This is a genomic window from Arcicella sp. GW822-FHT02H01 (assembly GCF_058802005.1).
The window spans coordinates 4093959-4114487 of record NZ_JBXANT010000001.1 but is presented as its reverse complement, the minus strand read 5'-3'; the positions used below and the strand labels follow the sequence as shown (position 1 = coordinate 4114487).

The 20529-nt window shown below is 33.8% G+C and carries 16 protein-coding genes; 5 read left to right on the top strand and 11 right to left on the bottom strand.

Annotated elements, in window-relative coordinates; genetic code table 11:
• Positions 1 to 123: 123 nt before the first annotated feature.
• The 4 genes from AC1RNE_RS17145 to AC1RNE_RS17130 all read right to left on the bottom strand — a co-directional run bounded on the left by AC1RNE_RS17145 (position 124) and on the right by AC1RNE_RS17130 (position 6822).
• Positions 124 to 2034 carry a DUF3857 domain-containing protein gene (locus tag AC1RNE_RS17145; RefSeq protein ID WP_492802528.1) on the bottom strand — a complete coding sequence of 637 codons (1911 nt, stop codon included), beginning with the start codon at positions 2032 to 2034 and terminating at the stop codon, positions 124 to 126.
• Positions 2035 to 4032: a DUF3858 domain-containing protein gene (locus tag AC1RNE_RS17140; protein WP_492802526.1), complete on the bottom strand. Its 1998-nt coding sequence runs from the start codon at positions 4030 to 4032 to the stop codon at positions 2035 to 2037.
• A gap of 48 nt (positions 4033 to 4080) precedes the next feature.
• Positions 4081 to 5946, bottom strand: coding sequence for a DUF3858 domain-containing protein (locus AC1RNE_RS17135; protein WP_492802524.1), 1866 nt, complete (start codon positions 5944 to 5946; stop codon positions 4081 to 4083).
• A 222-nt stretch (positions 5947 to 6168) separates the two neighbouring features.
• Positions 6169 to 6822 (bottom strand): LysE family translocator, encoded by a 654-nt coding sequence (locus AC1RNE_RS17130; RefSeq protein WP_492802522.1) that lies wholly within the window; start codon positions 6820 to 6822, stop codon positions 6169 to 6171.
• A gap of 191 nt (positions 6823 to 7013) precedes the next feature.
• On the opposite strand from AC1RNE_RS17130, the gene priA reads away from it, so the two are divergent.
• Complete coding sequence (gene priA / locus AC1RNE_RS17125) at positions 7014 to 9524, top strand: replication restart helicase PriA (RefSeq protein ID WP_492802520.1); 2511 nt, start codon at positions 7014 to 7016, stop codon at positions 9522 to 9524.
• A 562-nt stretch (positions 9525 to 10086) separates the two neighbouring features.
• On the opposite strand, the gene AC1RNE_RS17120 is transcribed toward priA, so the two are convergent.
• A complete protein-coding gene (locus AC1RNE_RS17120; RefSeq protein WP_492802519.1) occupies positions 10087 to 11073 on the bottom strand; it encodes a GlxA family transcriptional regulator in 987 nt (328 codons plus the stop codon).
• Between the two features lie 124 nt (positions 11074 to 11197).
• On the opposite strand from AC1RNE_RS17120, the gene AC1RNE_RS17115 reads away from it, so the two are divergent.
• Positions 11198 to 12112, top strand: coding sequence for an SRPBCC domain-containing protein (locus AC1RNE_RS17115; RefSeq protein ID WP_492802517.1), 915 nt, complete (start codon positions 11198 to 11200; stop codon positions 12110 to 12112).
• Positions 12113 to 12465: 353 nt separating this feature from the next.
• Here AC1RNE_RS17115 and AC1RNE_RS17110 read toward each other — a convergent pair whose 3' ends face one another.
• The 4 genes from AC1RNE_RS17110 to AC1RNE_RS17095 all read right to left on the bottom strand — a co-directional run bounded on the left by AC1RNE_RS17110 (position 12466) and on the right by AC1RNE_RS17095 (position 17326).
• On the bottom strand, positions 12466 to 12738 hold the full coding sequence (locus AC1RNE_RS17110) for a hypothetical protein (protein WP_492802515.1): 273 nt from the start codon (positions 12736 to 12738) through the stop codon (positions 12466 to 12468).
• Between the two features lie 537 nt (positions 12739 to 13275).
• On the bottom strand, positions 13276 to 15087 hold the full coding sequence (locus tag AC1RNE_RS17105; RefSeq protein WP_492802513.1) for a hypothetical protein: 1812 nt from the start codon (positions 15085 to 15087) through the stop codon (positions 13276 to 13278).
• Between the two features lie 300 nt (positions 15088 to 15387).
• On the bottom strand, positions 15388 to 16164 hold the full coding sequence (locus AC1RNE_RS17100; RefSeq protein WP_492802511.1) for a LuxR C-terminal-related transcriptional regulator: 777 nt from the start codon (positions 16162 to 16164) through the stop codon (positions 15388 to 15390).
• A gap of 175 nt (positions 16165 to 16339) precedes the next feature.
• Entirely contained in the window at positions 16340 to 17326 is a 987-nt protein-coding gene (locus AC1RNE_RS17095) for a GlxA family transcriptional regulator (protein ID WP_492802509.1), read from the bottom strand.
• Positions 17327 to 17450: 124 nt separating this feature from the next.
• Here AC1RNE_RS17095 and AC1RNE_RS17090 point away from each other — a divergent pair, with 124 nt between their 5' ends.
• The 3 genes from AC1RNE_RS17090 (at position 17451) to AC1RNE_RS17080 (ending at position 19555) form a co-directional block, all read left to right on the top strand.
• Positions 17451 to 18365: an SRPBCC family protein gene (locus AC1RNE_RS17090; RefSeq protein ID WP_492802507.1), complete on the top strand. Its 915-nt coding sequence runs from the start codon at positions 17451 to 17453 to the stop codon at positions 18363 to 18365.
• 83 nt (positions 18366 to 18448) lie between these two features.
• Entirely contained in the window at positions 18449 to 18922 is a 474-nt protein-coding gene (locus AC1RNE_RS17085) for a VOC family protein (protein ID WP_492802505.1), read from the top strand.
• 120 nt (positions 18923 to 19042) lie between these two features.
• On the top strand, positions 19043 to 19555 hold the full coding sequence (locus AC1RNE_RS17080; protein WP_492802503.1) for a hypothetical protein: 513 nt from the start codon (positions 19043 to 19045) through the stop codon (positions 19553 to 19555).
• Between the two features lie 15 nt (positions 19556 to 19570).
• Here AC1RNE_RS17080 and AC1RNE_RS17075 read toward each other — a convergent pair whose 3' ends face one another.
• Positions 19571 to 19915, bottom strand: a complete 345-nt coding sequence (locus AC1RNE_RS17075; protein ID WP_492802502.1) for a hypothetical protein — start codon at positions 19913 to 19915, stop codon at positions 19571 to 19573.
• Position 19916: 1 nt separating this feature from the next.
• The gene (locus AC1RNE_RS17070; protein ID WP_492802500.1) at positions 19917 to 20441 is read right to left on the bottom strand and encodes an ADP-ribosyltransferase; all 525 of its coding nucleotides are present in this window, start codon (positions 20439 to 20441) and stop codon (positions 19917 to 19919) included.
• Between the last annotated feature and the right edge of the window lie 88 nt (positions 20442 to 20529).

Here is a 20529-nt window from a genome sequence, read left to right as displayed (position 1 = left end):
GAATTCCTAAACTCGCTATCGCTCAAACAGTAGGAATTCGTTGTTCATCAATCATAAAAAAGCGGTCGAAATTAGTTTTTCGACCGCTTTTTTATGATTTTAAAATTCGGGATGACTCATGTTTTAAAGCTTCAATACTACTTGTGTTCTATCTGCTTTGCTTATTTTTTTGTAGTATTCAACAAATTCAGGGTAGCTCTCAGGAGGGAACTTTCCATGATTTCTGACTAATTTCCTAATATACAATAGGCTTCCATCTTTTATTTGAAATTCTGATTGGTAAGACCCAAATTTGTTTTCAAACTTTACACCTTCTGGTTTAAACTCTAGGGCTACATTTTTAGGTAATTCATATAATACTGAATCAGTTTCTGTATAGGCCGTTTTTAATACTATTTCTGTTTGGCGTGGCTTATCTAAGGCAGGCGGAATAATATTTGTAACCGACATTAAGTTTGGGGTTAAAAACAACCTTGTCCCACTTTTAGAAGCACATTTTCTAACATTCAATCCTAGCTTTACTGTTGCCACAGGTATCATGCTTTTTTTATCTTGTATAGAAAAGTCATTCAATTCAAAACTTGGTATGCTTATGCTTTTATAAAGGTGTTTTTGTTGTTCATCACGACTAGATAGATTTTTAATCTCCACATAATCATCTGATAACAGCCCTGTATATTCGGTAATTGCCTGAGCAGTAGCGTTGCCATCTTCCCCTAAAACTACTTTAATATTCCTATTTTGTTGGTTATCTTTTGTTTTATAAACAGGTGTGTGTACCAATTTCCCTCCCTCTGGAGTTGCCAGTAAAGCGTATCTATCACTGGTAAAATCAGACAAATAGCCAAAGGCATTATCTTGGGAAGTACACTCCAACCAAATAGTATCTGTTTTCATGGGTACACAAACTATTACATGATTGAATTGTTGCGAAGGAAAGTCTGTCTGAATATCTCTTTCATTACTGCCTCCTCTGATAGAAGCATAAAATGATTCTATTCCTACATTTTTCAATAATGCCTTTGTGTAGTTGGAGAGTGCCTTACAATCGCCATAACCTTTTTCAGCTACATAACTAGCTTCAAAGGGTTGCCAACCACCAATACCCAATTGAATAGAAATATACCTAGTTTTCGACTGTAAATATTCATATATTTTTTTAACCTTTAACTTAGGGTCTGTAATATTGGCTACCAATTGTTTTACTTCCTGTTGAATATTTTCTGGTAAAATATCTCTTCCTTCGTTCAATGTGTTATCAAACAAACCGATGTCTTTCCAAGTTTTCAGACTTCCCTTAAAGCCCTCCACCTCAAATTCATTGGGAGCTGTTAATACTCCTTTTCCATAGCGTGTCCATTTAGGCGAATATGTTTCATTTTCATACACTTTCATGCCCTTTACTTGCCAAGAATAAGTAGTACCTTCTGGCTTGTTTTCCAAAGTAGGTTCAGCCATCCCATTAATACTTTTATAACGCAATGGCATACCTGTTGGCATTTGTATTTTCAATGAAGACTGTTCAACTGTTACATTTTCCTCATCTTCTTGCGGGAACCACATCGGATAAAAGAGCAAATTTTTGTTAAGTGTCTCAGTAATAAACTCTACTGTAAAAGGGAAAAGAGCATATCGAAATTCAGCGTGTTTATAACGATTATCGCCAAAAAGTGTTCCGTTGCCGTTCGCACTTCCGTCTTGAATGTCATCTTTCTTGAGTTTCTTTACTTTCTCTCCATTACTATCATACAATACCCCTTCAAAATTGTTCACTTTTTGAAGTTTATTATAAAATAAATTCATAGAGGCATACTGCAATCCTTGTTCATCAAGGATTGTAATAATTGTATGCTGTTTTTCAATCGCTTCACCTAAGTTTTTTACGATAAAAACTGTTTCACTATTTCTGATAACAGCATGAGCTTTTTCCTTTAATTCAGCAGGAATACTAGCTACTGTCCAAGTATTTTGAGCAAATGAATTACTCAGCGTAGCCATGAATAGTAACGAACTTATTATGAATGATTTCATCATTTATTGAGCTTTCTTTAAAACAATTTGTTCGGCGTGTTTGGCAATAATTTGGTCATAGAATCTCTTCAACAATTCATATTCTTCGGCAAAATACATCGTCTTCTTTAATTGTATTTTACTAGAAATAGAAACTCTATCTTCGGCTTTGCCCACTAAAAATGTAAATCTTCCAGAGTCTTCTGGCAAATTCACTTTCATGCTTTTAGGAACTTCCTCAATGACATACCCTTTAGGAATCTGATAAGTAGCAACAAAACTATCTTCAATCAAAGTTGCAAAATCGACTGGGTATTTCCTTTCAAGCGTAGTAAAAGGGTTTTTATCTTCTCCTTGACCAATCATTGGATTAATGTATATTCTTTCCCCTGCTACTCCAGCACCTTCAGTAATCGCAAGATCAAGCTTTACTTGCAGTGGTTTGGTAATATCTTTTTCATCTTCAATATTAACAGATTTTATGTCCCAAGCTGGATTTTCTTTCTTTAAATTATCAATGTATTTTGCCTTTGTATCTTTTATAAGACTTACCCTTTCGTTATGTCCTGAATATCCAATATGGTTGATACTAAGTTGCCCTTGTAGTTGTCCTTCAGGGGTAATTTCAAAATTACCAATCAAAGTCTGAGATAATTTGTCGTTACTTTCCAGTTTCACCCAATCTCCTGTATTTTCATGAATTAAGCGTCCTTGTCCATTCAAACAGCGTATTGGTAAAGTACCCAAAGGCATCATCGCTTCAGTAGCATCTATTAATAACCATTTTCCTTGATAAGCAACAGCGGCAATCACATAATTGAATTTTCGTTCTAATACATAGTAGTCCAACACCCTGCCATTAGTTCTGGTACTCATCACAACAGGGTCAGCGTCAATATCTAATTCTCTTAATAAAACTATCAGCATCAGATTCAAATCTGCTACATTACCTGTTTTGGTTTCAAAGGCTTTTTTCAAGGTACTGGTAGCCAAAAAGCTTTCATTTTGGTTCCATGTCATATTTTTTGAAACGTAGTCGTATGCTGCTTGTATTTTCGATAAGCTATCCTTTGCAGTTAATTTTATCGTAGTTGCAACATCTTTCAAAAAACCTCCTTTATTCAATAATCTACCGAAGCGTTCATATTCATTTAACGTTCGAGAAAAGTCATTCCATGTTGACGAGAAATGTTTTGCTATCCCTCCAGTTGGCGTGTAGGCAGAGATTTCAAACTCAACTTGTGTTCGATAGTCGTCAATAGTAGTGATATAAGGTTCTACTCTTAATGCAGGCACATCCTTTTGTACAAATCTATAGTAGGTGGCATTGATATTTTCGACACCAGCACCAAGATTTAGCGTTTCCCTTGTAGTACTTGCAACAAGGAAGGGCTCATAACCTTGCGTTATTACTTGAAATTGATAAAATTCAGGGACCTTTACTTGGTATTCACTCCAAACAGTAGGAATACTTCTTTGAAACTCCCAAGGACGCACTTCAGTATCAAAATCAGATTCAATCATATAAGAAAACTCTATTATAGACCCTTCTTTTACATTTGGTAACGTAATTTTTTTAACACTGTAATATTCACTTTTCTTTTCTGAAAAGATAGATTCTTTCTCTAACTTGGTAACCTCGATTTTGCCATTAACAAGATTGTAGGTAGCCCCTTTGATATTAAGAGCGTATTCTTTGGCAGTACTATTTTTAGAAATACTTAGTCCAAATGAATGGGTCGCCCAATCGTATCCTGACTTCTTGAGGATTTTGACTCTTCTGTGTCTTGTAAATAACACTTTCAACCCTCCTTCTCCTCGGTAGGTATAATCATGGGTTCCAAAATCACAAAGTACTACAGCCTCTGCTGTCGTATCTTTATCGTAGGTTTTAATTTGTAAATCTGCAATATCTACTTTACCATATTTGATGGGACTATTTTGTGCGTAGCTAGCAAAAGTCAACAATAGCAATAAAAAAAATAGTGGTTTTCTGAGAACTTTTAAGGGGTGGTTAATCATGTGGATATATTTGTTTGTAGTAGTTTAAATAGCGGTAAGAATAATCCTTTACTTTTTCTTCAAAATAATCTTTTCAGCATGCTTAAAAACAATTCTATTGTAAAACTCTCTTAATGCTCCATATTCTTCACTAGAATATATGGGCTTTTTCAAGGTTATTTTACTATCTATTTTAAAGCCTTCTTCCAATACAGTCGTTCTAAAGTCAAAGCGTCCTCCATTATTAGGCAAAGCGATACTCTCTGATTTCGGTAATTCTTCTATTGCATAATCTGCTGGAAGCTTATACGATGCACTAAATATTTCCTCTTGAGGCACACCAAACTCTACTGGGTAATTTCTAATAGGGGTTTTAAAAGGGTTAGTGTCTTCGCCCATTCCAAGCATGGGTGACAGGTAGATGCGGTCACCTGCTATTGAATAGGCTTCGTTTAAGGTAGTTGTTAGTTTTAGCACAGGCATCGTTTCGGCTGAGTCAACACCAGTTAATATTATTTTACCAAAATCATAATTAGGCTTATTTTTTTTATAATCGGCTAAATAAGCATCTTTTCCTTTTGCAAGCACCGCCGATTTGAAATAGATAGCTTCATGCCCTAAGTACGATATATCAACATTTCCTTTGAGTTGCTGGTCAGGCAGCATATCCATCGTCATTAAAACTACTTTTCTGCTAGTTTGTGGTGCAGTAATTGGTATCCAACGACTATTTTTCTTGACAATTAATCTTCCTTTTTCATTCAAACAACTTAAGGGTAATTGCCCAACTTTGGTAAGTTTACTAGTAGCATCTAATAACAAATCTTTCCCATTTAGTACGACATGAGCGATAGTAAAATCAAACCTATCTAATAACACTAAATCTGTAGGGAAGCCATTTTCACGTGTACTTAAAATAACGGGATTAGCCTCAAAACCACATTCTCTGAGCAACCGTACCAACATCAAATTAACCTCTGCGGAGTTACCTATTTTTTTCTCTGCTACTTTATTAAGGTTAGTACCTGAGGTGAACACCCTGTTGTCACCATCCCACTGCATCGAATTTTGGATATATTGATAAGCCGCTGTTAATAACGACAATGAATCCTTGGTTTGGCTTTTTAATACTTCAGCTATCTTCTGGGCTTCATCATATTTCTTGATTTGCTTTCCGAAATAGTCACTCGTTAAAAGTGTTTCATTAAGGGCTTCCCAAGTCTGAGAATAATCTATTTTTCCCTGACTAGGGAAAAAAGTAGAGGCTAATTCAAATTCTAGCTTAGACCGATAATTTTCGATGGTCGTGATAAAAGGTTCAGGTTTGAGGGCTGGTGCATCTGCCAATGCAAACCTATAGTCAAGATAAGGGTCACGAATGCTCCCACGCATAAAATTGCGAACATCTTGTTTTGTTTCCTTTATTTGTAGGGGGAGGAGGCTCATCAAGGTTATTTTAAAATCAAAATAAGCAGGAATCTCAGCCCTTAATTCACTCCAGATAGTAGGAATGTTTGTCTGAAAATTCCACGGCCGTAGGCTATACCACAAGCCAGATTCTAATTCATAACTGAATTCTAGGACAGAGCCTTCACGAACTTGTGGGAACGTAAATTTTTTATAAAAAGTATTACCACTTCCTTTTTCTTCAAAAAAATCCTCCTGACCCATTGTATAGCTCACTAATGAACCATTTTCAAGGTTCCAAGTGATAGCTTTTAGGTTACTTACTGATTCAGATTTGTTTACATCAGAAAATAAATAAAAAGGGATTTTTTGGCTTGCAAAACTAAAGCCAGCCTTTTTTAGGATTTTAATTCGGATATGTCTTTTGTAATGTACTTTGGGCAAATCATCCCCAAAATAATAGGAATATTCGCCATAGTCGCAAAGTACTACGGCTTCAGCAGATGTATCTTTTTCGTAAGTCTTCATCTGAAGATCTTTCAAATCGATACTCCCAAAGGTTATTGGAATAGTTGGTCTTTGGGCATTAATACAAAAACTTAATAGGGCACAAGCGATAAATAGAATACACTTGTGAGGTGTAAAAATAGGTGACATGTAAGAGTTAAATTTGTTCGTGGCTTAATAAATTATAGCATAGTTACTCATAATATTAAAACTCTCAAAAAATATTATGAAACTTTTTTTTAATTAAAATACCAACAATTTTATCACTTGAGCGAAAGCAATTAAAAAGAAAGTCCAGCCCATAATCTTATCAAACATATTCTGCGATAAATATTGAAAAATCGCTCCCTTCTTCTTGATGGCAATCAAAGCACATAAATAATTTAATATAAAAGCACCTGCACTTGCTCCCAACACAAAAGCAATTTTATCAAACAAAAACTCAACTCTTAAGTATTCATAGTTTTGATAATTAATCAAAATAACTAACCAGAAAGCCATTATCGGAGGATTGAGAAACGACAATAAAAAACCTTTAATAAAGTCCCCCCAATAAGAAGTCACTTCAATATCTACATTTATTTCTTCAGACTTAGAAAGCTCTTCCTGCATTTGCTTTGGTTTCAAATACTTCCATCCTATTAATAGCAAAACAGGTAATATAGCCCATTGCATAATTTCAAAAACCTGTGGGTATTTATCAAATACTTTTAAGCCTTCTACGGCTAAATATCCATAAATTATTTCAGGAAGTACGCCTCCGATAGTCATCCATAGACCCGCTATTAGGCTTTTTCTAAGGGTAACTTGAATAACCGACATATTCAATGGGCCAGGGTGAAAAGAACCTAAAAAACTAATGATAGTAGTGACGGAGAAAATAATAAGTGCTTTCATGAGACGGTAATACGTTTAGATTATATAAAATGTTATTAAACAAAACTACTATATTTCTTTACTTTGGGTTTGTCGGCTGTATTACCAAAACATTATTTCCCGTAAATTGCATTTAATCTCGACAACACCGAGCTTAATATTAGCATCCATTTTATTCCTGTTTGAATAACAAGAAGGCATCAATCAAGCAAATGCAATCCTCAGAAAATAATCAAACATCATCCTATACAGAAGAAATCACCCTTTTTGCCGATGTAATTGTTCCCGTAGCAGTACCTAATACTTTTACATATCGTGTACCGCGTGAATATGCTGCCAGTATCACTACTGGACTTAGAGTAATTGTGCAATTTGGCAAAACCAAAGTAGTAACTGCTATTATTGCGCGCATCCATAATAAACCTCCAGAAAAATATCATGCCAAGTATATTTTAGAAGTATTAGACGACGCCCCTTTGGTAAATACGAAGCAAATAGAACTATTTTATTGGGTAGCCGACTATTATATGTGTACTGTAGGGGAAGTAATGAACATCGCTTTGCCGTCGGGTTTAAAGATTTCTAGCTTATCGAAAGTGCAGTTTAATCCTGAATTTGACAAGCCTGAATTATTAACTGAACGAGAAGTAGAAATCATTGAGGAACTCAAGAAACATCAATCCTTAAATTATGATGAACTAGCCCGTTTTGCTGAAGTCAAAAATGTTTACCATATCATCAAGTCTTTGATTCAGAAAAAAGCAATTATTGTTTTTGAAGAAGTACGTGAAAAATATTCCCCTAAAATTCTAAAAAAAATCAGGCTCAATACCTTTTATGAAGATACTAACTACCTAACCGCCCTAATTGGGGAATTGGAAAAAACACCAAAGCAATTGGATGTCATCCTGAATTATTTAAAATATGTCCCGGTATTACGCACACCAACATTAAATAAAAAAGGATTAGAAAAAAGTGCCTTGACTAAAGCCAAAGTTTCGGAAAGTTCATTGAATACCCTCTTGAAAAACGGTGTCCTTGAACAATTTGAAGTAATCGTTAGTCGCTTTGAAGAAGACCTTGATTTCGTTGAAACTTCCGCTCCTACTTTATCACCAGCACAAGACAGGGCTTTCTCTGAAATCATGCAAAGCTTTCAGGAAAAAGACACCACACTTTTGCATGGTATTACGGGTAGTGGCAAGACGGAAGTTTATATCAAACTGATAGAACAAGTATTAGAAAGTGGTTCGCAGGTATTGTATTTATTACCAGAAATTGCTTTGACTACCCAAATTGTAGTTCGCCTCAGAAAAGTATTTGGCGATAAAATGGGCATTTATCATTCTCGTTTTTCGGATAATGAACGTGTTGAGGTTTGGAAAGGTGTAGTATCTGGGAAGTTCCAATTTATTGTGGGTGTGCGTTCTGCGGTGTTTCTGCCTTTTGATAATTTAGGACTTATCATCGTAGATGAAGAGCATGAGACTTCTTATAAACAATTTGACCCTGCCCCTCGCTATCATGCCAGAGATGTGGCGGTGGTGATAGCTCACCGACAAAAAGCCAAAGTGTTGTTGGGTTCTGCTACTCCCTCTATCGAAAGTTTTTATAATGCTAAAATAGCGCGATATGGTTTTGTGGAAATGAAAGAGCGTTTTGGTAACACTCAGTTGCCCAATATTGAACTGATTGACATCAAGACAGCCCGTAAGCAAAAGCTGACGAAAGGCGATTTTTCTAACATGATGTTGGATACGATGGGGTTGAATTTTGAAAAGAAACAACAAACCATATTATTCCAGAACCGTCGTGGATATTCGCCTTATATTCAATGCGAAGATTGTGATACTATTGTAGCTTGTCCTAATTGTGATGTTAGCTTGACATATCATTACAGTAATCAAGAATTACGTTGCCATTATTGTGGACACCACGAACCAATATCGAAGACTTGTCAAGCTTGTGGTTCTGCTAAATTGAAAACCAGAGGTTATGGTACGGAAAAGCTAGAGGAGGAATTACAACTATTTTTTCCAACTGCTAAGATTGCCCGCATGGATTTGGATACGACCCGCACAAAAACGGCATTCCAGACGTTAATTAATGAAGTAGAAAGTGGAGAAGTAGATATATTGGTAGGTACACAAATGGTATCTAAAGGACTTGATTTTGAAAAGGTTAGTCTTGTCTGTGTTTTTGATGCCGACCGAATGATTCATTTCCCCGACTTCCGTTCATCTGAAAGAGCCTTCCAAATGTTAACACAAGTAGCAGGGCGAGCAGGACGAAGAGGAACGCAAGGAAAAGTATTGATTCAGACGAATAACCCAACACAAAAGATACTCAAACAAATCATCGAAAATGATTATGAAGGCTTGTATCAAGATGAAATCAAAGAGCGGGAAGATTTTCAATATCCCCCTTTTACCCGCATCATCAAGATTACATTAAAGCATATCGACCAACCAAATGCTGAAAAAGCAGCCAAAGCATTAGCGTTACAGCTAATCGAAAAGCTAGGTACACAAAGAGTTTTAGGCCCCGAAAAACCATTAGTTGAAAGAGTACGCAATCAGTATTTGTATGAGATTTTGATAAAATTAGAAAAGGCTATCAACCTAAAAGGAGCCAAAACATTTATTGCTGAGCAAGTACAAAATATAGAATTGTCTAAAGACTTTAAAGGAGTTGGGATTGTGGTGGATGTAGATTGTGGGTAGGGTAATACACTTCAGATACAATCCTTTTCCGTGGTCTTTGGCAGACAGACCGCGGAAAAGGACAACTTTATTATTCACAAAAAAACCAACTATTTAATGTTTTTCTTCTTAAGGAAATAAAAATATCCACGTATAGACACTACTCCAACAAAAAAAAGAATTACATATACCCAGCTCAATTGATTTAGGATTATATCTATTTGAGGATTATTAAAATATAATCCCAAAGTAATTCTTAAAAATACACAAATAGCAAACCCCCAAAGTAAATACTTCATATAGACTTTCATAATAATTATATAGTTTAAGTATTTTTAATACAGAGTGAATAGTTTCCTCTTCCGTGGTCTGTGGCACACAGAACGCCTATCTCATTGTGTTCTGTGTGCCTCTTGCTGTTCTAAGTCTTTGTTCGACTTAGAACGACAAATAAAATTGCAGTCTCCGACTGCAAAGATTTAATTCTACCCCAAGTAACGCATTACTTAACGCTTGAATTAGGGGGCTTTAGTACACCTACATTTCCCTCCAAACCTAAAACAACCTTTGTAACTATCAAAAGTTACACATTCAAACCAGCCTCTTTGTAATATTTTCCTTTATATTCCAATGGAGACATACCTGTAATTTTTCTAAAGACTTCGCGAAATGCTTTTACATCAGAATAACCTACTTCATACATTACCTCATTAATCGTTTTACGATTGGTTTCAAATGATTTTTTTGCAGTTTCAATTTTCACTCTTTGCGAATATTCAATAGGAGTATTTCCCGTTGCTTTAATAAACCTTCGGTCAAAATTTCTTCTACTAATATTATACTTGGTAGATAAATCTTCAATAGTGATTTTTTCGGCGATATTCTTTTCAATGTATTCCTGTGCTTGAAGAACCACGTCGTCATCATGTTTTTTTTGCCCTGTGAAAATGGCAAATTCAGACTGCGTATTTCTGTCCATTTCTATCTGAAACACTTTTGAACAATAAATAGCCGTTTGTCTGTCGTAATATTTTTCAATCAGGTATAGCATTAAATTAAGAAATGAATACGCTCCGCCATTGGTATAAATGCCGTTTTCATCGGTAATTAATTTATCAATTTGCAAATTAACTTTTGGAAACATCATTCTAAAGTTTTCAGTAACCGACCAATGTGTGGAACAACTTCTCCCATTAAGCATTCCAGATGCTGCAAGCATAAACGCCCCTGTGCAAATAGTGGCAATTTCCGCTCCGTTTTTATATTGTTTTTCCAGCCATGGTATTAACAACTCGTTGTCTTTCAACGTAAGTTTATAATTATGATTTAAGGAAGGGATAACGATAAGATTTGTTTTTTCAATAGCCGAAATATTCAAATGTGGTTTCACTGTAAATAATCCCCCATTGAAATCTACTTTTTCAGAAATTCCAGCTAGTTGAATGATAAACAATTCTTTCTTGAAGTTTTCTTTCCAATAGTTATTTGCCTTATTAAATATTTCATACGCACCTGAAATACTGCTAAGGTTATTTTCGCCATTAGGAACGATAATAGTGAGATGTTTCATTGCTTTTTTTGAGTAAAAGTAACAATTTATTTTGTCCAAATCAACCCATTATAAAGTCTATTTAACACCTCCTTAAAGTAAAGTTTAGACAATATATTTGTATTATAATATTAAAGAAAAAAACATGAAAGCATCTAATTTTACAACAATTATCTTAGTTGATAATACTGCGGAAGAAGTTTACAAAGCCATTAATAATGTTCGAGGTTGGTGGAGTGAAGAGATTGAAGGCACTACAGACAAACTTTACTGCGAATGGAACTATCATTATCAAGATGTACATCGTTGCAAGATGCTAACGATAGAATTAATTCCCAACCAAAAAGTAATTTGGCAGGTACTAGACAACTACTTTAGTTTCACCCAAAACAAAGACGAATGGAAAAGCAATACAATGGTTTTTGAAATAACCGAAAAAGACGGCAAAACACAACTACAATTCACTCAAGTAGGCTTAGTGCCCGATTATGAGTGTTATGATATTTGTGAAAATGCTTGGAACACTTACATCCAAAAAAGTTTGTATAGCCTTATTACAACAGGTATTGGACAGCCCAACAGCAAAGAAAATCCACAAACTGAAGACGAAAAGAAAATGGCGACATCAAACTATACTACTACCTTTTTTGTAAATCAAACTCCAGAGGAAGTATTTAGTGCCATTAATAATGTTCGTGGCTGGTGGCAAGGAGAAATTGAAGGCAACACCAATCAACTAGATGATGAGTTTGATTATCGAATGAAGGAACATCATTTTTCAAAACAGAAAATAGTGGAATTTATTCCCAACGAAAAAATTGTTTGGCTTGTAACCGATAGTAAATTGAATTCTTTTACCGACAAATCTGAATGGACTGGCACAAAAATAATTATAGAGATTAATGAAATAAACAACAAAACACAAGTACGTTTTACACACGTTGGTTTAGTGCCAACAATCGAGTGTTATGATGCTTGTTCAGGGGCTTGGGAACAGCTAGTGCAAGCAAGTTTATTCAGCTTGATTACTACAGGAAAAGGAACGAAGGTTTTTGGATAATAAAGGCTATCTTGTTTAGAAAAGCACTTTTCGTTGATGATAGGTATAAAAGCCTACTCAAACAACACAAATTTAACTATTATGAAAATTTAATATCTTTAATTTTAACTTTCAATCTTTTAGCTTTGCTTGTAAAATTACAACAAATAAGAGTAATACATTTTGCTGAAATATAACACATTAGTTACTTAAGTTTGAGTGCGACTTCTTCTGATTTTAGTGTCAATAACGCTTTGCTCAACACTTGAATCAATGAGAAGATAGTTTTTTCAAAAATAGGTGTAGCTACTATATAAAATATTATTGTAATACTGTCGATTTTAAGTTTACTTATTTTACCGTATTCTAGCTTCTTAATAATTACCATTTGCCTTACTTGTAGTAGTAGTTGACATAGAAGGGCTATCGGTCATGTTTGTTGTCAGCGTGAACGACTTCGCTCCTGTTTTGGTAAGCGTTCCATTAATGCTGGCAGATAATGCTCCTGCTTCTTTTACGGCTAATACATAAATATCTCCACAAGAGATGCTACCACTCCAACCATTAGTAATAGTAAAATTGCCAGAACTACTGGCTGGCATATTATAAATAATATAAGAATTAACCTTATTCGTCGATACAATCATTACATCTGTTGAACCAGAACAAGATGAGGAAGGCGTTGTATAGCAACTTCCTGAATATGTAGTGCTACCAAAAGTAAATTCACCATAAGCAGGTCTTCGTCTTTCTTACAGCAAACAACAATTATGCAGACTACTGCCATTCCAAAGAGAGATTTCAGTAATGAAGTTTTCATAATCAATCCTAAAAACCTTATTTTACAGAGCATAAGAAAACCACAAGAGCATCTTTTTTTAAACATAATAGTAATACAAACAATTGAAACAACTTACTTATTTATATAGTCAGTAAATCTACTTGTGGGGTGATTACGTGACACAATTTACTGTAAATACCAATTATTTTAAAAATTTAAAGTAGAAAAGTGATGCTTTGCTTAAGAAGCTGTTTAAACTTTCCGTTTCTTAGGTGAAAGTATTGTATTTTTGAATTGATTTTTTCAAAATTTGCGAAGCATAGCATCGCTATGTTGAGTAAATTTTGGAACAAGCTATTCTAAAAGACTTAGTTTAACCCGAAAGGGAAAGTTTAAACAGCTTCTAAAACAACTTACCTTGTTTAATAATTTTTATGCTGAAATAATCCATCTTTTCTGGTTGCAAAGTTGTTGGATATGCAACCTCTCCACCAATGAAATAATCCGTTGCATAACTAAAATCAAACATTATTTCGCTTAAGATATTTACTTGAAAATTATAACTTAAAACGGGTTTTGCATCTTTTGCAAAGAAAGAAGGTTTTTCATAAAATACAGCAGGGCGAAGATAGGTTTCTTTTCCGTCGGATACCCAATGAAACATAAATCCACCCCCATATTTTATAATATCATACTTTAAAGTGCCTTTCCTAACATCATCAGTAGCAGAGTTACCCCCACGAGCCGCATCTTCATCATAAGAATAATTACCTTCTTTTTTGAAATAGCCACCTTCAGCAAAAACTTTAAATCTTGAGTGAGCTTTATGGCTCAAATATAATGATGCTGTTGACCCATATTCAACATAACCACCACTTGTCCCTGGGCTAAATGCACTAAACCCAACATTCAGCCCAGGGTTAAGCACAAAAGATACTGCTTTGTTATTAAAAAAGCCAGCTTTAAAACCCATATGAAAAGTTGGAAGTGTAAACGATTCTATATACGATTTATTTACATGATATTGGCTTGCATTATTACTATATATTGGCAAATTCTCATAGCCTAAGCCAGCTTGAAATTTCATTGCATACCATTTATAACTATAGCTATCGTTTAGCATAGCCATCATACCGCCCATACCTGTTGCCAAACCAGCATATTCTAAATTCTCTTGTCTATCTTTTTCTTTCTGTTTTTCAACCCTTACCTGGCGTTCAGCTGTTTTTTTCCCTTCAAAGGCTTGATTGTATTTGTTTTGAGCAAAAGTACTTTCATTAGAGTTTTGAGCATAGTTTTTTGCAAGACTGTAATAACTCATTGCATTATCATATTGTTTACTGCTCAAGGCATTATCACCATTTTGGATAGCGCCATCAAATTGTGCTCTTTTTGTTTCCTGTGCTTTTCTTATTCGTTGTTGTTCTACTTCTTGGGCTTTTATTTTTTCTTGTGCTTGTTGTGCTTGTTTAGATACCATACCTATTGCATTTTCCAATCTGGTAATATCATTGTTTAAGCGGGCATAATCATTAATTGAATAATTAGAGGAGGTACCTGCACATAGCTCTTCATATACTGGGTTGGTAGTTCCATTCTTTTTTACTAGATTAAACATTTCCTGACAGAGGTTATTTTTTTTACTGATGAGCTCCATTATGTTGGCTTGAGAAGTAGCTTGGTTTGTTTTTTGATTATCATTTGTAAAATTATTTTGATCATTGCTCTTATTAGCATTTTGACCAGTACTGTTTGAGTTCTTCCAGTTACTACCAAATAATTTCTCCTTTATCTGTCTTCCTTCACAATCAAAATAGTTATTATCTGAACAATCATATCCTTCAAAACATAGTCCCCAAATATCAACTTTATATTCATCAGAACTGCTACTTTTAAGTAACAAAGCAAGTCTTCCCCAGTCAACTGACCAAGTTTTTCCTGGTTCTATATAATACGTTGGCTGACCACCTCCAGACTTCTCATCGCCAACTGAAAGTTTGTAGGTGAATTTAACCGCTGTTTTATAATTGTTTTTTATTTTGACGCCCCACCCATAAGCTTTATTATCCTTCAAGTAACCATAATTTTTTACGGTAATTTCCAATTGTTTAAAACATTGATGCGAATATGTCATTTCGCCTTTTTCTTGTCCTAATGTTGTGTCAGCAAATACTGCACTTAAAAAAAAAGTTATTAGTAAAACTTTAATTTTCATCTTAGTAATTTTAATTTATAGTGATTATATAATATATGAAGACTTCCAGAAACCACTTGATACTTGCTTAACTAAATCTGAATCACCTCTAGCTTACCACATGGTAGAATAGAGGTATAAAGACTCAGAAGAATTATTTATAGGTGAATCAGTTTTATAAAAACTAATGCAAATTATCTTGCTATTGATGAAAAAAAAATAGCTAGTACTAGCTATTTTTTTTTCATCAATAGCAAGATAATACAGTTGAAATCGGAGAAAATAGATGCTTTCGCAGCATTAAACTGTGTAATTGATAATTTATACCCAACCTTCATGTAATGCTTTGCACACTAGTTCTACAGGCGTTGTAACTTTAGCTTTTTTCAATATGTTTTTACGATGAGCATTTACCGTATGTGGACTTATAAAAAGCGTATTAGCTATTTCTTTACTGCTTTTAGTCTCTACAATCATCTTTAAAATTACCCGCTCTCTTTGTGTAAACAAGTCTTCTGATAAGGTGAGGGTATTGGTCTCGGTAATATTATAATATGATGGTTCTCCGTCAAGTCCAATAATTGAAAAAGAAGGTGTTCCGTCTTTTTTTATGTGTGATATATCTGTGTCTACATCCAAAGTACGATAGTAGTTTGTTTCGTCAAAATCTATTTGCAATGCTTGATGTAGTATTCGTACATAACGGTTGTCCTTTGTACGCATCCTCAAATCGTACTGCATTTTATATTTTGATATCTTCTCAAACGGCAAATCTTTGAAAAACTCAGCAATCCGTTGTTCAAATTGCATAAAGTAGGGTTTATCCTCAGGATGTATTATTTCCAAGAATTTATGAATATCCATTTCTTCGGGCAGATAGCCTAATAGATTGGTAACTCCAGGACTTACAAAGTCAAAATCTGCCTGAAAAATATTGAATACATAATAGTAATAAGTACCAGGCTGAAAGAGATTAAGAAGTTGCTTGTGTATCTCCAGTTGTAATTTTAATTCTAAGGGATAACCAGGGCCTTCTTTTACTACCGTACTCCATATTTGTTTAGCTTTGACATAAAGTTGTGAATGCTGATTTGACATAATAAAATAAAAATAAATAGCAATTACTAAATTAAACTTTTTAAGAAACAAAGCAATGCTATGAACCAAATATTTTTTGGTTTATAACATCTATTTTTCTAAAGAATATCATCCCTTACATTGCTAAGCCCAAAATGTCAGCAGAGCTCCTAAACGACTTTGTAGCTATCAAAATTTATACATTCAATACAGCCTCTTTGTAATATTTCCCTTTATATTCCAACGGAGACATACCTGTAATTTTTCTAAAGACTTCTCGAAATGCTTTTACATCAGTGTAACCTACTTCATACATTACCTCATTAATCGTTTTACGGTTGGTTTCAAATGATCTTTTTGCGGTCTCAATTTTCACTCTTTGCGAATATTCAATAGGAGTATTACCCGTTGCTTTAATAAACCTTCGGTCAAAATTTCTTCTACTAATATTATACTTGGTAGATAAATCTTCAATAGTGATTTTTTCGGCGATATTCTTTTCAATGTATTCCTGTGCTTGAAGAACCACTTCGTCATCATGTTTTTTTTGCCCTGTGAAAATGACAAATTCAGACTGCGTATTTCTATCCATTTCTATCTGAAACACTTTTGAACAATAAATAGCCGTTTGCCTGTCATAATATTTTTCAATCAGGTATAGCATTAAATTAAGAAATGAATACGCTCCGCCATTGGTATAAATGCCGTTTTCATCAGTAATTAATTTATCAATTTGCAAGTTAACTTTTGGAAACATCATTCTAAAGTTTTCAGTAACCGACCAATGGGTGGAACAACTTCTTCCGTTAAGCATTCCAGATGCTGCAAGCATAAACGCCCCAGTACAAATAGTCGCAATTTCTGCTCCATTTTTATATTGTTTTTCCAGCCATGGTATTAACAACTCGTTGTCTTTCAACGCAAGTTTATAATTATGATTTAAGGAAGGGATAACGATAAGATTTGTTTTTTCAATAGCCGAAATATTCAAATGTGGTTTCACTGTAAATAATCCCCCATTGAAATCTACTTTTTCAGCAATTCCAGCTAGTTGAATGGTAAACAATTCTTTCTTGAAGTTTTCTTTCCAATAGTTATTTGCCTTATTAAATATTTCATACGCACCTGAAATACTACTAAGGTTATTTTCGCCATTAGGAACGATAATAGTGAGATGTTTCATTGCTTTTTTTGAGTAAAAATAACAATTTATTTTGTCCAAATCAACCCATTATAAAGTCTATTTAACACCTCCTTAAAGTAAATATTAGACAATATATTTGTATTATAATACTAAAGAAAGAAACATGAAAGCATCTAATTTTACAACAACTATCTTAGTTGATAATACTGCGGAAGAAGTTTACAAAGCCATTAACAATGTTCGTGGGTGGTGGAGTGAAGAGATTGAAGGCACTACAGACAAACTGTATAGCGAATGGAACTATCATTATCAAGATGTTCATCGTTGCAAGATGCTAACGATAGAACTTATTCCTAACAAAAAAGTAATTTGGCAGGTACTAGACAACTATTTTAGTTTCACCCAAAACAAAGACGAATGGAAAGGCAATACAATGGTTTTTGAAATAACCGAAAAAGACGACAAAACACAACTACAATTCACACAAGTAGGCTTAGTGCCTGATTATGAGTGTTATGATATTTGTGAAAATGCTTGGAACACCTATATCAAAAAAAGTTTGTATAGCCTTATTACAACAGGTACTGGACAGCCCAACAGCCAAGAAAACCCACAAACTGAAGACGAAAAGAAAATGGCGACATCCAACTATACCACTACCTTTTTTGTAAGCCAAACTCCAGAGGAAGTATTTAGTGCCATCAATAATGTTCGTGGCTGGTGCCAAGGAGAAATTGAAGGCAACACCAATCAACTGGCTGATGAGTTTGATTATCGAATGAAGGAGCATCATTTTTCAAAACAGAAAATAGTAGAATTTATTCCGAACGAAAAAATTGTTTGGCTTGTAACCGATAGTAAATTGAATTCTTTTACCGACAAATCTGAATGGACAGGTACAAAGATAATTATTGAGATTAATGAAATAAACAACAAAACACAAGTACGTTTTACACACGTTGGTTTAATACCGACAATAGCGTGTTATGATGCTTGTTCAGGGGCTTGGGAACAGCTAGTTCAAGCAAGTTTATTTAGTTTGATAACTACAGGAAAAGGGACTAAGGTTTTTGGATAATAAAGGCTATCTTGCTTAGAAAAGCACTTTTCGTTGATGATAGGTATAAAAGTCTATCGCAACAAAACAAAAACTTGATAGTTATGAAAAAAACAATACTTGTAATTTTTACTCTCGTGACAACCTTTTGTCTTGGTTTTGCTTTTAAAACAATCACAACAACAAATAGCAGTAATAAAATAAAAAAAGTAACAGGAATTGGGGGCATATTTTTCAAATGCAAAGACCCAAAGAAAATGACAGAATGGTATAAAAAGCACCTTGGCTTAGAGACAAATCCATACGGAGCAACCTTTGAGTGGTATGAAAGTCCAGACAGCACTACGAAAGCACAGACCCAATGGACGCCTTTTGCTGAAACCACAAAATACTTTGAACCTTCTACGAAAGATTTTATGATAAATTACCGCGTTGAAAACTTGGAAACACTTGTTGAAGAATTGAAAAAAGAAGGGGTAATCATTGTTGATAAAATTGAAACATACGACTATGGTAAATTTGTTCATATTCTTGATGCAGAAGGCAATAAAATTGAATTATGGGAACCTATTGATTAAAACGAAAACTGAAAAACAACAACTGAAATGACGATTGTATATCAGCATTACTCACCAACATCGGTTGGTAATATCAAGACTTTTACAGAAATCCGTATATAACGAACTTCTTTTTATAACATGAAATATTTCTCACTATTGTTATTCATATTACTTTCTTCTTTAAAGACAAATGCTCAAGCATTACCATCTTGGTTTAAAAAAGCATTTATTGAAAAGGGATTAGATAAAAAATATATAATAATTCAATCTTTAAAACCTGCATTTCTACAAGCAGATTTTAATGCAGATAAAGCACAGGATATTGCTGTTCTTGCCACTGAAAAACTCAGTAAGAAAAAAGGCGTGTTATTGATTCATGGTAAAACCAATGAGTATCATTTATTTGGGGCAGGTAAAAAATTAGGCGATTCAGATAATTTCAACTGGATTGACAAATGGTCTGTCTATAATGAGAAAACGGCAAAAGAAACACAATTTGATAAAGAGAGTGGTGATATAATTGGTGGTAAAGAAATCAAATTATCACACGAAGCAATACTAATTGAAGCTTATGAAGATAGTGGATTTTTAGCTGGAGGTATCATTTATTGGAATGACAAAAAATATATTTGGATTCATCAAGGTGAGTAATGCTTGGGAAAGGTACTACTTAGTTTCAAACCCAGATTGAGCTTTTTTATGTAAATGCCAAGCAGTATTTTCTTCTGTATTATCAAATTCGTTAGAGAATAATTCTAAAGGTTTTTCAGTTAATTTTTCTTTTTTTAGCGTCAGTTTTCCAATCAAATCCATCAATTGTGAAATTGTATTTCTCTGCAACGTTGAAGCTCCTTCAATTAATTTTTGTTTGGCAAAAGCTAATTCCATTTCAATCCATTCCAACTCTAGCTTTCCATCTTTTTCATCAAAAGAATAACTAGCTTCTACTTCAAAAAAAGTAGGCGTATGAATTAATTCAATTTTATCTGAAACTTTTGTTATCTCTCCCATATCATATTTCAATTAGTTGTATAAAATTAATATCAATTTTGATTACCCTAAATTTAGCATTACATGGAATAATAACCTCTTTTTCATCAGGATATTTTGAGATATTTTCAATATTTCTACCTGTAGTAGTGAATATTTCAAAACGAATATCACCAAATTGATTCCCAATCAATTGACTTCTACTTGTTGAAATAAAAGAATATTCAATAACTGGAGTATTATTTAAAAATGATAATTCATAGCGTTTTCTATCAGCAGTAGATAAATTAACTCCTCTATAAACATTCCCAATAAAAATATCTATTTTGTTAAGACTATTATAAACAAGCTTACCAAAATACGTATCATTTATACCTTTATTTAATCTTAACTTTTCATTCACCTCTTCAAAACCATCGTCTGTATATTTATAAATTATTGCCTTTTCAAAATCATTTAGTTTAGAAAGAGCATTTTTTCTATATGAGTTTTGAATGACAGTTATTTCATTTACTAAATAAGCATTAGCATATTCTTCTGGTGTCATTGGGTGTCGAAGTTTGTAAAACAAATATAATCAAAACAGAAATAATATTTACATAGACGAATACATACTTTTAAGAAGGAATCTAGAT

Bases quoted from the DNA above. Each gene is read 5' to 3' on its own strand.
- AC1RNE_RS17135 (WP_492802524.1), bottom strand. From the start codon at position 5,946: ATGAAGACTTACGAAAAAGATACATCTGCTGAAGCCGTAGTACTTTGC.
- AC1RNE_RS17100 (WP_492802511.1), bottom strand. From the start codon at position 16,164: ATGTCAAATCAGCATTCACAACTTTATGTCAAAGCTAAACAAATATGG.
- AC1RNE_RS17095 (WP_492802509.1), bottom strand. From the start codon at position 17,326: ATGAAACATCTCACTATTATCGTTCCTAATGGCGAAAATAACCTTAGT.
- AC1RNE_RS17140 (WP_492802526.1), bottom strand. From the start codon at position 4,032: ATGATTAACCACCCCTTAAAAGTTCTCAGAAAACCACTATTTTTTTTA.
- AC1RNE_RS17080 (WP_492802503.1), top strand. From the start codon at position 19,043: ATGAAATATTTCTCACTATTGTTATTCATATTACTTTCTTCTTTAAAG.
- AC1RNE_RS17070 (WP_492802500.1), bottom strand. From the start codon at position 20,441: ATGACACCAGAAGAATATGCTAATGCTTATTTAGTAAATGAAATAACT.
- AC1RNE_RS17120 (WP_492802519.1), bottom strand. From the start codon at position 11,073: ATGAAACATCTCACTATTATCGTTCCTAATGGCGAAAATAACCTTAGC.
- priA (WP_492802520.1), top strand. From the start codon at position 7,014: ATGCAATCCTCAGAAAATAATCAAACATCATCCTATACAGAAGAAATC.
- AC1RNE_RS17105 (WP_492802513.1), bottom strand. From the start codon at position 15,087: ATGAAAATTAAAGTTTTACTAATAACTTTTTTTTTAAGTGCAGTATTT.
- AC1RNE_RS17075 (WP_492802502.1), bottom strand. From the start codon at position 19,915: ATGGGAGAGATAACAAAAGTTTCAGATAAAATTGAATTAATTCATACG.
- AC1RNE_RS17115 (WP_492802517.1), top strand. From the start codon at position 11,198: ATGAAAGCATCTAATTTTACAACAATTATCTTAGTTGATAATACTGCG.
- AC1RNE_RS17085 (WP_492802505.1), top strand. From the start codon at position 18,449: ATGAAAAAAACAATACTTGTAATTTTTACTCTCGTGACAACCTTTTGT.
- AC1RNE_RS17145 (WP_492802528.1), bottom strand. From the start codon at position 2,034: ATGATGAAATCATTCATAATAAGTTCGTTACTATTCATGGCTACGCTG.
- AC1RNE_RS17090 (WP_492802507.1), top strand. From the start codon at position 17,451: ATGAAAGCATCTAATTTTACAACAACTATCTTAGTTGATAATACTGCG.
- AC1RNE_RS17130 (WP_492802522.1), bottom strand. From the start codon at position 6,822: ATGAAAGCACTTATTATTTTCTCCGTCACTACTATCATTAGTTTTTTA.
- AC1RNE_RS17110 (WP_492802515.1), bottom strand. From the start codon at position 12,738: ATGATTGTATCGACGAATAAGGTTAATTCTTATATTATTTATAATATG.